The sequence below is a fragment of the Stutzerimonas stutzeri genome (genome assembly GCF_024448715.1).
Classification (GTDB): Bacteria; Pseudomonadota; Gammaproteobacteria; order Pseudomonadales; family Pseudomonadaceae; genus Stutzerimonas; species Stutzerimonas stutzeri_AR.
Window position 1 is genome coordinate 92,080 of sequence record NZ_JAMOHZ010000007.1, and the last position, 15,576, is coordinate 107,655.

General features: G+C 60.7%; 12 protein-coding genes. 5 read left to right on the forward strand and 7 right to left on the reverse strand.

The annotated features are described in order from the left end of the window. Positions 1-214 precede the first annotated feature (214 nt). Positions 215-430, forward strand: a complete 216-nt coding sequence (gene rmf, locus NAV33_RS16025) for a ribosome modulation factor (RefSeq protein WP_021207445.1) — start codon at positions 215-217, stop codon at positions 428-430. A gap of 92 nt (positions 431-522) precedes the next feature. On the opposite strand, the gene NAV33_RS16030 is transcribed toward rmf, so the two are convergent. Both NAV33_RS16030 and NAV33_RS16035 read right to left on the reverse strand, forming a co-directional pair. Next, positions 523-1,563, reverse strand: a complete 1,041-nt coding sequence (locus tag NAV33_RS16030) for a quinone-dependent dihydroorotate dehydrogenase (RefSeq protein WP_255981806.1) — start codon at positions 1,561-1,563, stop codon at positions 523-525. Between the two features lie 111 nt (positions 1,564-1,674). Next, the gene (locus NAV33_RS16035) at positions 1,675-1,896 is read right to left on the reverse strand and encodes a DUF2835 domain-containing protein (RefSeq protein WP_255981808.1); all 222 of its coding nucleotides are present in this window, start codon (positions 1,894-1,896) and stop codon (positions 1,675-1,677) included. Positions 1,897-2,072: 176 nt separating this feature from the next. Here NAV33_RS16035 and NAV33_RS16040 point away from each other — a divergent pair, with 176 nt between their 5' ends. Further along, positions 2,073-2,996, forward strand: a complete 924-nt coding sequence (locus NAV33_RS16040; protein ID WP_255981810.1) for a DUF6685 family protein — start codon at positions 2,073-2,075, stop codon at positions 2,994-2,996. A 170-nt stretch (positions 2,997-3,166) separates the two neighbouring features. Here the strand turns inward: NAV33_RS16040 and NAV33_RS16045 are convergent, their stop codons facing one another. The 5 genes from NAV33_RS16045 to NAV33_RS16065 form a co-directional block, all read right to left on the reverse strand. Then, positions 3,167-8,011 (reverse strand): NAD-glutamate dehydrogenase, encoded by a 4,845-nt coding sequence (locus NAV33_RS16045; RefSeq protein WP_255981812.1) that lies wholly within the window; start codon positions 8,009-8,011, stop codon positions 3,167-3,169. A 419-nt stretch (positions 8,012-8,430) separates the two neighbouring features. After that, the gene (locus NAV33_RS16050; RefSeq protein ID WP_255981814.1) at positions 8,431-9,735 is read right to left on the reverse strand and encodes a TRAP transporter large permease; all 1,305 of its coding nucleotides are present in this window, start codon (positions 9,733-9,735) and stop codon (positions 8,431-8,433) included. 44 nt (positions 9,736-9,779) lie between these two features. Beyond that, the gene (locus NAV33_RS16055; RefSeq protein WP_255981816.1) at positions 9,780-10,286 is read right to left on the reverse strand and encodes a TRAP transporter small permease; all 507 of its coding nucleotides are present in this window, start codon (positions 10,284-10,286) and stop codon (positions 9,780-9,782) included. Positions 10,287-10,339: 53 nt separating this feature from the next. Beyond that, positions 10,340-11,329 (reverse strand): TRAP transporter substrate-binding protein, encoded by a 990-nt coding sequence (locus NAV33_RS16060; protein ID WP_255981819.1) that lies wholly within the window; start codon positions 11,327-11,329, stop codon positions 10,340-10,342. 251 nt (positions 11,330-11,580) lie between these two features. After that, entirely contained in the window at positions 11,581-12,534 is a 954-nt protein-coding gene (locus NAV33_RS16065; RefSeq protein ID WP_255981821.1) for a LysR family transcriptional regulator, read from the reverse strand. A gap of 450 nt (positions 12,535-12,984) precedes the next feature. Between NAV33_RS16065 and NAV33_RS16070 the strand changes: the two genes are divergently transcribed. The 3 genes from NAV33_RS16070 to NAV33_RS16080 are packed head-to-tail and all read left to right on the forward strand — an operon-like array spanning position 12,985 to position 15,364. Next, positions 12,985-13,737, forward strand: a complete 753-nt coding sequence (locus tag NAV33_RS16070) for a 5-oxoprolinase subunit PxpA (protein WP_255981823.1) — start codon at positions 12,985-12,987, stop codon at positions 13,735-13,737. Beyond that, complete coding sequence (gene pxpB / locus NAV33_RS16075) at positions 13,734-14,450, forward strand: 5-oxoprolinase subunit PxpB (RefSeq protein WP_255981825.1); 717 nt, start codon at positions 13,734-13,736, stop codon at positions 14,448-14,450. The genes NAV33_RS16070 and pxpB overlap by 4 nt, the downstream gene beginning before the upstream one ends. Next, positions 14,447-15,364, forward strand: a complete 918-nt coding sequence (locus NAV33_RS16080) for a biotin-dependent carboxyltransferase family protein (protein WP_255981827.1) — start codon at positions 14,447-14,449, stop codon at positions 15,362-15,364. The genes pxpB and NAV33_RS16080 overlap by 4 nt, the downstream gene beginning before the upstream one ends. The last annotated feature ends 212 nt before the right edge of the window (positions 15,365-15,576 follow it).

Genomic DNA, 15,576 nt, shown 5'->3' on the forward strand with positions numbered 1-15,576 from the left:
CCTTATGGGCAGCAGCATGGTTTCGTTACTTACTTATGACAAAACGATCATTCCCGCCTCGGAGACATTGGGTTAGAACTCGACTCAATCCGGCATCGCAACGATGTTCGGTAGAAATCCGCCACGCCGGCAGCGGGTTTCGCTGGCAGTCGATCTGCCCGACCTCGCCTTGAGGTCAACAGGAACACCAGTCAACCACTGAGGGCAATACCCAATGAGAAGACTCAAGCGTGATCCGATGGAACGAGCATTTCTACGCGGTTATCAGCATGGCATACACGGTAAATCTCGCGATCTCTGTCCTTTCTCCCATCCTGAAGTACGCCAAGCCTGGATTAACGGCTGGCGGGAGGGTCGCGGCGACAACTGGGATGGTCTGACCGGCGCCGCCGGCCTTCATCGATTGAACGAACTTCACGCGGTCGGCTGATTCAGGATCAAACCGACTTCAACTGGCACGCCCCACCCGGGCGGCGGGCTTGAAGCCCGGGGCTCCTTCAGGGAGCCCCACCGGGCAACAGATTAGCGATTTACGTCTTTTCGCGATTGCAGCGCCGCGATGGCATCCACAGCCTCACGAATCAATGCCGGCCCTTTATAAATAAAGCCCGTGTACAGCTGTACCAGGCTCGCACCGGCTTCAATTTTTTCCGCCGCATGTCGCCCCTCGGTGATGCCACCGACTGCGATGATCGGCAGACGACCAGCCAGGGTTTCAGCCAGCACCTTGACGGTGTGGGTACTCCTTTCGCGCACCGGCGCGCCAGAAAGCCCTCCCGCCTCGTCTGCATGAGCGAGGCCGGCAACGCCCTCACGACCAAGCGTAGTGTTCGTCGCGATGATGGCGTCCATCCCGGCCTGCAGCACAGCTTCGGCAACCAGCACGGTTTCTTCGTCGGTCATGTCCGGCGCGATCTTGATGGCCAGCGGCACGCGCTTTCCATGCAACACTTCCAGATCTTCCCGACGCAGACGAAGCGCGTCGAGTAGTTGCTTGAGCGATTCGCCAAATTGCAAGCTGCGCAACCCCGGCGTGTTGGGCGAGCTGACGTTCACGGTGACGTAGCTCGCTTGGTGATAGACCTTGTCCAGGCACAACAGGTAATCGTCCTGGGCGCGCTCAACCGGTGTATCGAAATTCTTGCCGATATTGATTCCCAGGATACCTTTGAAACGGGCCGCATCGGCCCGCTCCAACAGCGCATCGACGCCATGGTTGTTAAACCCCATGCGGTTGATAATTGCTTCGGCTTCAGGTAGACGGAAGATGCGTGGCTTCGGGTTGCCTGGCTGCGGCCTTGGGGTCACGGTGCCCACTTCGACAAAGCCAAATCCCAACTGGGACATGCCGCAGATAGCCTCGCCATTTTTGTCCAGCCCAGCCGCCAACCCCACCGGATTGGGAAAATCCAGTCCCATCACCCGCACCGGCAAGCTGGCCGGTGCCTTGCTCAGCATCGAATTAAGTCCCAGGCGACCGCCCGCACCGATAAGGTCGAGCGACAGCTCATGGGAAGTCTCAGGGGTGAATTTGAAGAGCAACTGGCGGGCCAGGTTATACATACGCAGCCTAGATCCTGGAAAGTGTGGCGCGAGAGTATAGCAGGCGGAAGGTAGTCCCAGCGGCGCGAAACGCAAGCTCAACAAAGCGAACGCCCTATGAAAAAAATGCGCCTAATCGAGCCGGCGCAAGCGAATCAGCTTGCCCTCCGGAGCAAATTCCATCTCAAATGAACCAAATACGCCGGCCGTTGTCAGAAAGGGTCGCAGATGATGTGCCGGTAAGCTGACGCTCGTCCCCTCCCGGCTCTTGATCAGGATACGATTGGCACGCCCCTGATAGACAGCCAGCAGCCTGTCGGCAGGTAACGCGATATCCAGTACGAGGTTTGGCATGGAGGCTCCTCATTGATCAGTGCAGCGATTTTGCCATTGTGGCATTCCACGAGTGACGCGCGGCCTTTCACAAACACGCCTATGCGTTATCTCCGCAGGCAAAAGCTCGGCAAAGGCAGTGCGCGCCGTCGCCGGCTCTGCCACACTTCGGCCGTAGCCCAACGCGTTCATCCACAATGATGAGCCTGCCCGAGCCGATGCCGTCCGTGACCTCCCGAATCGCCAGATTTGCCCAACGCCTTGGACTGACCGGCAAATCGCCGCGTCATGTTCTTGAGCATGCCAGCCAAATCCAATTGCCCTTCACTCCGCTCTCCGAGCCAGCGCCAAGTATCTTCTGGCACGACGGGCCCTGCCTGCAACGATTCGTCGATCTCCCTAGAGGGGCGCTCTCAGGTCCAATTCAAGAGGACAAAGCCAGAGCTCGCGCAGCCTTGACCCGCCTCGTGCGAGAGGAAGTAAGCAATTATCCGGCAATTGATCTCAGGCAGATCGACGGTCTTGGCGGACAGAGCATTGACGGAAAGACCTATCCCACATTCGAAGCCTTCGCGGCAACGCCGGCCTGTCGGCAGCTACGTGTCATCAGCTACAAGGATTTCGTGCGGACCATCACAGCTGCCCTGCCCGGCTTTCAAACTCATGCTCCGATCGAGCTTCGCCAGGCCAGCTGGCTTGGCGAGCGGATTTACTGGTCAGGTGAGCATCATGCCGAAGCCTTCGCTTGCGCCATTGCCTATGCGCGACTGCGAGGCCTTGAAGTAGCCCTGCCATGCGAGCTGACCGACTACCGGCTCGATACAGGCGGGTTGCAAGCGCTAGACAATGAATACCACGCCGTCACCATGCCGGCCCAGGCATGGAATGATCGTGAGTTCATGGGTCTGCTGCTGGATGCAAAGGTGCCCTATGCCCGCCTAACGCTATTGCGCAACGCCAGCAACTCCGAGCTGCTGTTGCTGGACAAACGAGAGCCAGCCGCCAATGCGCTGGGCGAAGGGCTCAAGTTCGCTGGCGCGCCTGACATGGTTCGCTATCTGCGTGACCTGCCCCAAATTACCCGCTTCCGCCTCGGCCACCGGACTGCACAGCCGGACTGATTTCGGCTCGAACACGGCACGATTCCTCCGCGACGGCATACGCAGGCGACTTCACTGTGCAACGCAACTGCAGAACCAGTAGCCGAATACAAAACGCCAACGCAAAAAATGTGCCGGCGTTTCATTACTAGCCAACCAACCGCCAGCAAATCCCGACGGTTGATCATTCGCTAGCGTCGCGCGCTTTCCAACGCCAGATCCTGCAACTCGCGTCCGGCAACGGCATACATGGCGTAGTCGACCGTGCTGGCACCACGCAGCTCGACCAGCATCCGCCGCCAACGCTCGACCTGATATTCGCGCTGTTCCAGCCAGAGCTGAACGCGAGCATCCAAGTCCTCGGGCGCGCCGCTCATCTGCAACACCGAAACGGTAATCGCGCGCTGCTGGCTGTCGAGATCATCGCGAAAGCTTTCCCGCGCCAGCGCCTGCCAGTTGTTCTCCACCGGCAGACCCGTTATTTGCTGCAGATACCAAGGCAATTCCAGCGCGCCCCCGACGGCGAAGTACGCAGCGGCGACATCAGCCGGCGGCTGGCCGGTTTCGTCAGCGGCCTCAAGAATCGGCAACAACGTATACAAATGATTGGTGCCGGCCACCATCCGCGCCAGCAATTCAGGAACGCCTGCCTCGGTGTAGCGCTCATAACGGGCTTGCCAAAGCTCACGAGTACCGCCCTGCAGCAGCGAGTCGAGCTTCAATCCGAGCGCTGCGACACGCGGACCGAAATGCCCGACGTCACGCGCCGCATCCAACTCGCTACGACGGTTGCGCAAGAACCACCGGGTTGCGCGACGCCCCAGCCGCATGAGCTCTTCCATGAGATTCATCTGCAGTTCGGCCGGCACCTTATAGTCCAGCGCCTCGATCTGACGGAACCAGTGTGGTAGATGAAAGATGTCCCGCACGATCACATAGGCGCCCGCAACGTTTGCAGCGCTCAGGCCCGTGGCCTCTCTGAGACGCTGAACGAAGGTAATGCCCATGTTATTGATCAGGTCGTTGGCGATCTGGGTGCTGACGATCTCTCGCTTCAGACGATGCTGCAACATCGCACCGCGATATTGCTCGGCTAGCAGTTGCGGGAACGCACTTTCCATTTCCCGCGCCAGATAGGCATCGTCCGGCACGCGTGACTGCAGAATGGCCTCCTTCAGGTCGATCTTGCTGTACGAGATCAGCACCGAGAGTTCTGCACGCGTCAGGCCTTTGCCCAAGGTTGCGCGCTCGACCAGCGCTTCGTCGGTTGGTAGATACTCCAATGCGCGGTCCAGCAATCCCTCCGTTTCAAGCGTGCTGATCAGCCGCTTGTACTCACCACTCCCCTCACGCGCACGGTGTTCGGCCTGCGATAGCGCCTGGGTCTGCTTGTAGTTGTCATGCAGCACCAGTTCGGCCACCGCGTCGGTCATCTGGAATAGCAGCTGATCGCGCTGCTTGCCGGTCATATCGCCGGCACTGACGATCTCATTGAGCAGGATCTTGATATTGACCTCGTGGTCGGAACAATTGACCCCACCCGCGTTATCGATGAAGTCAGTGTTCGCCGCGCCGCCATGCAAACAGTATTCGACTCGCCCAAGTTGAGTGATGCCGAGATTGCCACCCTCACCGATGACTTTGGCCCGCAGCTCGTTCCCATTGACCCGCAATATGTCGTTGGCCTTGTCGCCAACATCCGCGTGGCTTTCCGCGGTGCTCTTGACGTAGGTGCCAATACCGCCGTTCCAGAGCAAATCCACCGGCGCCTTGAGCAACGCGTGGATCAGTTCGGCCGGAGTGAGCTGGTCCGCTTCGATCTCGAAGCGCGCCTTCATCTGCGGGGTGATTTGAATGCGCTTGGCCGACCGCGGGAATACGCCACCGCCCGCCGAGATCAGCGAAGCGTCGTAATCGGTCCAGGATGAACGCGGCAGCTCGAACAGGCGCTTGCGCTCGATGAAGCTGCGCGCGGCGTCCGGCGTCGGATCGATGAAGATGTGCAGATGGTTGAAAGCGGCCACCAGCTGCAACGTCTCGGACATCAGCAGGCCGTTACCGAACACGTCGCCTGCCATGTCACCAATGCCGATCACGCTGACCGGGTCGCGCTGGACATCAATGCCGCGCTCGCGGAAATGCCGTTGTACCGACACCCAGGCACCCTTGGCGGTGATGCCCATCTTCTTGTGGTCGTATCCGGCCGAACCGCCGGAAGCGAAGGCATCGCCCAACCAGAAGTCGTACTCGGCAGCGATGCCGTTGGCGATATCGGAGAACGTTGCGGTGCCCTTGTCGGCCGCGACGACGAGGTAAGGATCATCTTCGTCGTAGCGCAGCACGTTGGCAGGCGGCACCACTTTGCCATCCTTGAGGTTGTCGGTGATGTCCAACAAACCGCTGATGAAGATCCGATAGCAAGCGATGCCCTCCGTCAAAACCTCATCACGCGACCCGTTGCTCGACAGCCGGCGTGGCACGAAGCCGCCCTTGGCGCCGCCCGGCACGATAATGGCGTTCTTTACCTGCTGCGCCTTAACCAGGCCCAGCACCTCAGTCCGGTAGTCCTCTTCGCGATCGGACCAGCGAAGCCCGCCGCGAGCGACCTTGCCGCCGCGCAGATGCACGCCTTCGACTCGCGGCGAATAGACGAAAATCTCGAACTTCGGCGCCGGACGCGGCATCTCTGGAATTGACCGCGGATCGAGCTTGAAGCTGAAGTAGCTCTTCGGCTTGCCGTTGGCATCGGCCTGATAGAAGTTGGTCCGCAGGGTTGCCTTGATCAGCGCGAGATAGCGCCGCAGGATGCGATCTTCGTTGAGTACCGCGACATCATCCAGTGCCGTGATGATGGCTTGCTCCAACCGAGCCTGCTTGTCGGCCAGGTCTTCTTCGCCAAGCTTGCGCGCCAGATAGAAACGCATCTTGAACAGGCGCACCAGCTCACGGGCAATGTCGGTGTGGTTGAGCAGCGCGCTGGCGATATAGCCGAGATCGAAGCCCATGCGAATCTGCTTGAGATAACGACCGTACGCCCGCAACAGCGCCACTTCGCGCCAGGTCAGCCCTGCCGTGAGGACCAGCCGATTGAAGGCATCGTTTTCTGCCTGGCCGTTATGAATATGAATGAACGCATCCTGCAGTGGCTCGTTGATTTCCATCAGATCGATTTCGAGCCCCTCGGCATAGGTGAAGGCGAAATCATGAATCCAGTATTCGCGACCATCCTTACGCCGCAGATGGAAGGGAAACTCACCAAGCACACGTAAACCAAGGTTCTCCAGAATCGGCAACATGTCCGACAACGGCAACGGTGCGTTCAAGTGATAGAGCTTGCAGTGCAGACGATTCTCCACCGCCGTGATCGGCTGGTAGAAGCTCATCACCAGTGGGCGCTCCTCGCTCAAGCTCAGTACGTGCTGCATGTCGACCGCAGCCGAGTGAGGGGCGAAGCGCTCGCGGTAACCAGCTGGGAAGCCCTTCGGGAAATCACCGAGAATGCCGGTGCCCTTGCCTTCACCGAAACGCTCGATTACCACGCTGGAATAGTCGTCCTGCCAGGTCCGGCAGGCTTGCACCACTTCCCGCTCCAATTGGGCCGGATCGAACTGCACCTGCTTGTTCGGATCCAGGCGCAGCAGGAACTGCACGCGAATCAGCACTGATTCGGAGAAGTAAGTTGAAAACTCACAGCCGCTGGCTTCGAGCCTGTCCACCAACACATGCTGAATACGCAGCCGCGTTTCGGTCGAATAGCTGTCTCGCGGCACATAGGCCAGGCAGTAGCAGAAGCGACCGTAGGGATCGATGCGCAGAAACAGCCGCAGCTTGTTGCGCTCTTGGATCTGCACAATCGCGATGGCGGTATCGAAGAGCTGATCGATGGTCATCTGGAACAGCTCGTCGCGCGGCAGCACTTCAAGTACCTGAATCAGCTCCTTAGCCAGATGCGCCGAATCTTCGAAGTGGGAGCGTTTCACCACTTCGGCGACCTTGCTGCGGATATAGGGAATCCGCCGGACGCTCTGGGTGTAGACAGAGGAGGTAAACAGGCCGAGGAAGCGGCACTCTTTGATTACCCGCCCCTGCTCGTCGAACTCTCGAATGGAGACGAAATCCGGATACGCCGGCCGGTGCACCCGGCTCGGCGTCGCCGCTTTAGCGAACGACAGCAGCAGCGGCTCGCGCAAATAGGCCAGGGCCGGCGGCATGATCAACTGTTCACTTTCTTCGAGGCCCGTACGTAACGTGCGCGACAAGCCCAGTAGGGACGACTCGTCATAGACGATTCGGCCACCGTCGCCCTGATCGATGACCGTGAACTCTTCATAGCCAAGGAAGGTGAAATGATCGTCTGCCAGCCAGCGCATGAAATCCATGCTCTCGGCAAGCTGGGCATCGTTCTGCTGCAGCGTGCCCAGGCGGGCATGGTGTTCTTCGGCCTTCGCCTTCATCGCCGGGAAATCGTTCACAGCCAGACGTACATCGGCCAGAACACCGTGAAGCGACTGCTCCAGTTCGCGCAAGGCAGCGGCGCTGGCGCAGCGGTCTATTTCGACGAAGATCAACGACTCGGCGTCGCTGCCTTCAGCGGAGCTGCCCTTGGGCAGCAGTTCTAGCAGACTGCCATCGGCGTCCCGGCGGACCTGCAGCACGCTGTTCTGCAGCGTGTGAATCGCGTAGCCGCGGCGGGTCAGCTCCATCCGCACAGAGTCAACCAGAAACGGCATATCCGGATGCAGCACTTCAACCACGCTGTGGGTCGACTGCCAGCCGTGCTTTTCATAATCAGGGTTGAATACATGAACGTCCGGGTTGCCCGGATCGAAGCGTTCCAGCAGGCGCCAACTGGCCAACGTTGAGCCGACAAGATCGGTCATGCGTCGCTCGGTGAGCTCGGGTAGCGCGACGATCCCGAAGAACTGCTCGGCGAAAAGTCCCACTTGTGGCAGAAGTTTTTCGTCGACATGCTGCGCCAGGGCCACTTGCAGTTGTTGCTGAAAGTCGGCTTTGCTGGCAGCTGTAAAGAACGCCATTTTTTCACTCCGTCTGGCTTGGGAATTAGACTAAGGCAGTCGCGGGAGGTGACTGATAACGCAACGTGTAAGTTCAACGTTAGTTCAGTAAACCGGGAATACATCGATGCATCACTCTGGTGACGTCAGCGACCGGGCGGTCACATTTGATTGCGGGAACGACGGCCATCGACTGCTGCGCCTTCGTTGGGATCGGTTCGCTCAAATTGCCGAGCTGCACTCACTGACCGTTGCTAGATCGATCAGCGTCGGGGCCAGAGATTGCAGGTGCCGCGGATCGGATCCTGAATTAGGCGAGCTTTTGCAGCTGATCGGTCACGGCGGCCAGCTGGACACGTCGACCTGTCAGATACGAGAGCGCCATTTGTAGCTCCCCAGGCCCCATGGGCCGGCCAACGCCATGCCAACCGGCTCCTGCGCTACTGCCCGGTCACCGCCTGAGGCAGTGCCAGGACGATCTGCGGAAACACGGTGATCAGAAGCATCGCCAATGCGATCAGGAAGAAGAATGGCATGCTTGCCCGGGCTACCGACCAGAGATCCCGACCGGTAAGGCCCTGGATCACGAACAGGTTGAAACCCACCGGGGGCGTGATCTGTGCCATCTCGACAACGAGGATGACGAAGATGCCGAACCAGAGCAGATCGATACCCGCCGCCTGAATGGCAGGCATGATGATCGCGGTGGTTAGCAGGATGATGGAGATGCCGTCCAGGAAGCAGCCAAGCACGATGAAAAGCACGGTGAGCGAAAACAGCAGCACATAAGGCGACATTTGCTTGGCCACGATCCAATCGGCGAGCGCAGACGGCAGACCGGTGAAGCTCATCGAGGCCGTCAGGTAGTGGGCACCGAGCAAGATGAAGAAGATCATGCAGGACGTACAAACGGCGCCCATCAAGCTGGCCATGAAGGTCTCGCGAGTCAACGAGCCCGAAACACCGGCAATCACCAGCGCGCCGACGACGCCAACCGCTGCCGCCTCGGTGGCAGTTGCTATGCCAGCGTAGATCGAGCCGATGACCGCAACGATCAGCAACGCAACGGGGATCAGCAACCTTGCCCGAGCGATTTTCTCGCGAAAGGAAAGCCGTTCGTTGTCCGCTGGGATCTGCTCGCGATTGATCATCGACCAGAGCATCAGATACCCCGAGAAAATGACCAGCAGCAGAAGCCCCGGTAGCAACCCGGCAATGAACAGGCGAGAGATCGACACTTGGGCGGCTACGCCATAGACGATCATCATGATCGAAGGCGGGATCAGCAGACCGAGCGTACCGGCACCGGCAAGCGACCCCATGGATATGGCGTCGGGATAACCGCGCGACTTGAGTTCCGGAAGCGAGATGCGGCCGATCGTCGCGGCCGTCGCAGCGGACGACCCGCTGACAGCGGCGAAAATGCCGCAACCGAGGACGTTGGCATGCAGAAGCCGGCCCGGCAAAAACCTGATCCAGGGCGAGAGGCCGTGGAACATGTCTTGGGAAAGCTTGGTGCGATAGAGAATTTCACCCATCCAGATGAACAGCGGCAGGGCCGTCAGCGTCCAGCTTGCACTTGCCGCCCAGGCTGTAGTCGCCAGGATAGGCCCTGCAGGTGCGCCTCCGAAGACCTCCATCGCGATGATACCCACGCCCAGCAGCGACAACGCCACCCAGACACCAGCGCCCAGCAATACGAAGAGCGCGACAAGCAAAGTCGTGCAAAGGATGAAATAGTCCACGGTAATCTCGCTGATTATTGTTGGAAAAACGGACGCGAGCGTGCTCACTCACTCAACGCGGGCTGAGCATCGGCAACCTCGAAACTGCGCGCCATTACGAAACAGATCAGTCGATCGAGCATCGCGACGACCAGCACGGCGGTGCCAAGCACCATGGGCACTTGCGGTATCCACATCGGAATCGGCAGCAGCCCGGAGGACACCTCGCCGAACAGGTAGCTTTCATAGACGAACAACATAGAAAACCATGCGAGGTAGGCGGCGATGGCCAGGCCGACCAGGGTTCCGGCAATTTCCAGCCGTTGTTGGCCGCGTTCGGAAAGCGCCTTGAACAGCAGCGATACGCGGATATGCGCGCCTCTATGCAGCGCGTAAGGGAGCCCCAGGAACCCCGACGATGCCATGGCGTAACCTGCCAGCTCGTCCGAAGAAGGCACCATGGTGCCGAGCAGCCGGGCGCAAATCTGTGCAACGACCAAGGCGCAGATCAGCATCATGAACACACCCGACAACAGGCCACAGAATTCATACAGCGGTTTTAGCGACTTCATGAGCTTACCTCCGTCATGGTCCCGCCCTTATCCAGGACGGGACGAAGCACCACTCAATCCTTGTAATCGCTGAGGATCTTCTGACCATCCGCACCGGCTTTCTCCAGCCACTCGGTGGTCATGGTGTGGCCGATATCGGCCAGCGCTGTTTCGACATCGGCCGGCGCCTCGGCGTGAACCTGCATGCCGTTGTCGGCGAGCGTCTTGGTCAGTTCGCCCGTTTCGGCTTCGGCGGCTTGCCAGCCCCGCTCTTCGGCCTTCGCCGCTGCATCGAGTACCGCCTTCTGCACGTCCTTCGACAGGCGATTGAACGCACGAGCGTTGACGATGACCATGTTCTTCGGAATGAAGGCCTGTACATCGTAGTAGTGCTCGGCGAAGTCCCAGACCTGGGTATCTACACCCGTAGTCGGTGAAGTCAGCATGGCGTTGATCATCCCGGTGCTGAACGCCTGCGGCACCTCGGCCACGTTGATGACCGTCGGGACAGCCCCCATCAACTCCACCATTCGTGAAGTCGCAGGGTTGTAGGCGCGAAATTTCATGCCATCGAAGTCAGCCATGCTGGTGACCGGTTTTTGCGTGTAGATGCTTTGCGGCGACCAGGGCATGGCATACAACAGCTTGACGCCCTGTTTTTCCAGGCGCGCTTCGATCAGAGGGCGGCTGGCTTCCCAGAGCTTGCGCGCCTGTGGATAGCTGCGGGCCAGGAACGGCACGCTGTCGATTTCGAAGATCGGATCTTCGTTACCAAGCACCGACATCAGCACGTCGCCAAGCTGTACCTGACCGGTCTGAACCGCTCGTTTGACCTCGGGTCGCTTGAACAGCATCGAATTGCCGTGCACGCGAATCTGCAATTCGTTGTCCGTAGCCTCCGCCACGTTCTTGGCGAACTCCTTGGCTACTTCCGTGATGGAGTTTCCGTCGGGGTTCTCTGCAGTCATGTTCCATTTGTCCGCGGCCTGCGCGCTAAACGTTGCCAGGCCGATAGCGCAGGCGAGGGCCGGAAGCCCGAAGCGAGAAAAAATTATTGTTTTCATGGGTCTTCTCCAGTCGCTCTGTTGGCGTTTGCTAGCTTTTCGTTCGTTAGGTCCTTCGTGAAGCTGGTTCGAGTCTCGGCAAGTGGGGCGGGCGGTGTCCAACTAGAAAATCCAGCAACGCATGATCGGAAAAGCTTATGGCATGACTCCTCGAACACGCACGCCGGCTGCACGCACAAAAAAGGGGCCACGAAGCCCCTGTCTCTCTGCTATGCGAAACGCGACGATACCGACTCGGCGAACGCCGTATATCAGGCAGATTCGCGCGCCGTCGCAGACGTGCCGGGCTCCGCCAGACGCACCATATCCGCGCCCATTGAGCGGCTGAAGTCGGCGATGACCTCATGCACCAGCGCGACAACGTTATCGATCAGATCGAGCCCTACGCCGGCGCGCCAGTTCGCGACGATATCCATGGCCGGAGGCACCGGTACATCGGCCAATACAACCAATACGCCCTGCCGGAGCTCGTCAGCCACCAAGGCCGCAGGCAACGCGCCGATTCCGAACCCATCGCGAATCAAGCGGGTCATGGCGGCCACCGAATTGACGCAACTCACGCGCGGCGACGCAATGTTGCCGGCATGCAGCATGTTCAGCAGGTCCTGATGCGGACGCGAGTGCTTGGAGAACGTAATCACCCGTTCGCGCGTTAAATCTTCCAGCGATTGATAGGTGCGATCGAATATGGAACCCGACGACACCACCCATTGAACCGGATACTGCGCCAGCGCCTGATTGCGCACCGAATCGGCGCGCACTTCGTCGGTCTGAAAAATGATGTCCAGATAACCTTTCTGGAGCTGATCGCAGAGATTACGGGCGGTGTCGGCGGTGAGCTCGATCTCGACGGCCGGGTAACATTCCATGATTCGCGCTACGAACGAACTCAACCAGGTGTGCATGATCGTATCCATCGCGCCGATACGGACCAGCCCTTGGGTATCCCCAGCGCTGCTGATCGACTGCTTCATCGCCTGCATGGTGTCCATCATCTGTTCGGCATATTCCAGCACCCGCTGCCCTTGTGCCGTCAGCGTGACGCCCTTGGAATCACGCAAGAAAAGCGGCACGCCAAGTTCATCTTCAAGGGCGGCGATACGGCTGGAAATCGACGCCTGGGTGCTGAACAGCTTTTCGGCCGTAAGGCGGAAGCTCTTCAGCCTGGCTACCCAGACGAATGTCTCGAGAAACCGCATGTTCATAGGCAGACAAAGCTCCCGGTTGTCCTTGGGGTGTGAAGTGCGCGGCCATACTCCAGGCGAGGAAAAGCAATGCCTGTGCCATAAAGCTAGTTCATGGCGCCACGTTTGCCGCCCAATCCGATGTCGCGCCTCCAGATTGCTCCAGGCAACACGCTCTGCCACCCAAGCGGTCGCAGATCGTGCGCAGCAACGCCGTGTGAGCGCTGCACTATTGCTCGACCGGGCATCCGTTGGCCAACGCGAAATTCCTGTTGCGTTCGATAGTAAAAAACCGCTCGCCGCCGCATCGCCCATGTGGAGCGCGGCTCGGCGATAGATCGAATTTTCTTATCCCCCGCGCACGTCTTAATTTGTTGGACGCGGCCAGATGCCCCTTCAACAATGCGCTCAGTGCCACCGTCTCAGGCCGGAAGGCGAGAACTCGCTGTGAACCAATAAGAGAATGCCCCTATGAAAAATCCGCTCTTGAATTGCGACATCGGGGAGAGCTTCGGCGCCTGGACCATGGGCCTCGATGCCGAGGTCATGCCGTACATCGATTGCGCCAACATCGCCTGCGGCTTCCACGCCTCGGACCCCGGCACCATGCGCAAGACGGTGGCGCTGGCCACCGAACACGGCGTGCGCATTGGCGCCCACCCGGCTTACCCCGACCTGGTCGGTTTTGGCCGCCGCTCGATGGCCTGCACGCCGCAGGAAGTCGAGGACATGCTGCTCTATCAGATCGGCGCGCTCGAAGGTATCTGCCGCGTCCATGGCGAGCGCGTCAGCTACGTGAAGCCGCACGGGGCGATGTACCAGGACATGATGCGTGACCCGGTGCGGCTGCAAGCAGTGATGCAGGCCGTGGCCCGTTACGACCGCCAGTTGCCGCTGATGCTGATGAGCACCGCCGACAACAGCGCGCCGCTGCGCATGGCCGAGGAGTTCGGCTTGACCCTGTGGTTCGAGACGTTCGCCGACCGTGCCTATGACAGCGCCGGCTACCTCGTCTCGCGCAGCCTGCCGGGCGCGGTGCACCACGACAGCGAGGCCATTGTCCGTCAGGCCCTTACCCTGGCCCGAGGCGAGCCGTTGCAAGCCAGCGACGGAAGCGCCCTGCGACTGGCCAGCGATACCCTGTGCGTGCACGGCGACAACGCTGGCTCGGTAGCCGCGGTGCGGCGCATCCGTGAAGCCCTGCGCGAACTGGAGCAGGCATGAAACCCGGCATCGAGGTTTCGGCAATCGACTGCCTGACGCTGCGGCTGTTCGAGGCCATCGACGAACGCAACATGCCCTGGCTGCGGGCGGCCGGCCGGAAGATCACCGCACTGTTCGGCCCCGCGCTGGTCGATCTGGTGCCCTCCTACACCACCTTGATGGTTCATTACGACCTGAGTCTGATGACCTCGACACAGGCGCGCGCCTGTCTGGCCCGCGCTGTCGAAGGCCTTGAAGCGGCTGAGGATGCCGGCGGCACGCTGCACCGCGTACCGGTGTGGTACGACCCGAGCGTCGGCCCGGAACTGGAGCTGATCGCCGGGCGCGCGGGTCTTACCGTGCAGCAGGTGATCGATAGCCACTGCGCCCATGACTACCAGGTGTTCGCGCTGGGTTTCGCTCCTGGCTTCGCATTCATGGGCCTGGTCGAGGAGCGTCTGGCGACACCCCGGCTCAAGACCCCACGCAAGCGTGTCGCCGCAGGCAGCGTGGGTATCGCCGACCGACAGACGGCCGCTTACCCGTTGCAATCTCCAGGCGGCTGGAACCTGATCGGACGCACCCCAATGCAGCTGTTCGACTACCAGCGCGACGGCTATAGCCTGCTGCGTCCGGGCGATCGCGTGCGCTTCGAGCCGATCGACCGTGCCGGCTTCCTGCGCCTGGGCGGGGACGACACCGCGCAGGCAACAATCGAGGGCGCGACAGCATGAGCGCGATAACCGTGGATTACAGCCGTTCGCTGGCGCTGCTGCAGGATGGCGGGCGTTTCGGCGTACGCCATCTGGGCGTCACCCAGGGCGGCGCCTTCGACTGGGTTTCGATGTACTGGGCCAACTGGCTGCTGGGCAATGCGCTGGACGCGCCGGTCATCGAAATCACCCTCGGCGGCCTGCGCCTGATCTGCGAGCGCGATGGCTGCCTGGCCCTCGCCGGTGCCGACCTGCAGGCCACTCTCGACGACCGGCCGCTGCAGCCCTGGCGCAGCTTCAGCGTCCGCCGCGGGCAGGTGCTGACCTTTGCTCAGCCGCGCCTCGGCGCTCGCGCCTATCTCGCAGCACCGGGCGGCTTCGAGGGGGAACGGGTGCTGGGCAGCGTCGCTACGGTAGCGCGCGAATCACTCGGCGGGTTACGCGGCGACGGCCAGCCGCTCAGGCCAGGCGACCGGCTGAATTGGAACGGCCAGGACGGTGTACTGAAACAGGTACCCGAAGCACAGATACCGGACCTCTCCGCTTCGCGTCCGCTCGATCTGGTGGTTGGCGCACAGATCGGCGAATTCGGCGGGCAAAGCCTGTATGACACCTTCAACAGCGACTGGACGGTGGACATGCGCAGCGACCGCATGGGCGTGCGCCTGACCGGACCGCAACTGCGCTGCCGTGTGTCCGGCATCGTCTCCGAGGGCGTACCGCTCGGCGCGGTGCAGGTGCCGCCAGATGGCCAGCCGATCGTACTGCTCAACGACCGCCAGACGATCGGTGGCTATCCGCGGCTGGGTGCGCTCACCCCTGAAGCGGTGGCGCGTCTCGGCCAGTGCCTGCCGGGCAGCCGGATTCGTCTGCGACCGGTGGTACAGCGCAGCGCCGAGTTCATCCAGCAGCAGCTGTTGCTGAACTGGCGCTGACGTTAGGGTCTGTTGACGTTTCGCTGCGAGCCGCGTTGCTGCGCCAAATTTCGCCAGGCAAGGCAGCGCCCGCTCCCGGCGGGCTTGCTGCATTCACCACATCCATGTAGATCGCGCGGGACGCCGGTAATGGCCTGGCCGGCCGCGTCGTTCCCCAGCCAAGTTCCGCAACGCCGCCTGGCGATATTTGCCGCGCAACCCGACGGGACGGG

What these genes read in the sequence shown, in the direction of transcription:
- NAV33_RS16040 (WP_255981810.1), top strand. Translation starts at nt 2,073, where the DNA reads ATGATGAGCCTGCCCGAGCCGATGCCGTCCGTGACCTCCCGAATCGCC.
- NAV33_RS16060 (WP_255981819.1), bottom strand. Translation starts at nt 11,329, where the DNA reads ATGAAAACAATAATTTTTTCTCGCTTCGGGCTTCCGGCCCTCGCCTGC.
- NAV33_RS16030 (WP_255981806.1), bottom strand. Translation starts at nt 1,563, where the DNA reads ATGTATAACCTGGCCCGCCAGTTGCTCTTCAAATTCACCCCTGAGACT.
- NAV33_RS16080 (WP_255981827.1), top strand. Translation starts at nt 14,447, where the DNA reads ATGAGCGCGATAACCGTGGATTACAGCCGTTCGCTGGCGCTGCTGCAG.
- NAV33_RS16055 (WP_255981816.1), bottom strand. Translation starts at nt 10,286, where the DNA reads ATGAAGTCGCTAAAACCGCTGTATGAATTCTGTGGCCTGTTGTCGGGT.
- NAV33_RS16045 (WP_255981812.1), bottom strand. Translation starts at nt 8,011, where the DNA reads ATGGCGTTCTTTACAGCTGCCAGCAAAGCCGACTTTCAGCAACAACTG.
- pxpB (WP_255981825.1), top strand. Translation starts at nt 13,734, where the DNA reads ATGAAACCCGGCATCGAGGTTTCGGCAATCGACTGCCTGACGCTGCGG.
- NAV33_RS16070 (WP_255981823.1), top strand. Translation starts at nt 12,985, where the DNA reads ATGAAAAATCCGCTCTTGAATTGCGACATCGGGGAGAGCTTCGGCGCC.
- NAV33_RS16065 (WP_255981821.1), bottom strand. Translation starts at nt 12,534, where the DNA reads ATGAACATGCGGTTTCTCGAGACATTCGTCTGGGTAGCCAGGCTGAAG.
- NAV33_RS16035 (WP_255981808.1), bottom strand. Translation starts at nt 1,896, where the DNA reads ATGCCAAACCTCGTACTGGATATCGCGTTACCTGCCGACAGGCTGCTG.
- rmf (WP_021207445.1), top strand. Translation starts at nt 215, where the DNA reads ATGAGAAGACTCAAGCGTGATCCGATGGAACGAGCATTTCTACGCGGT.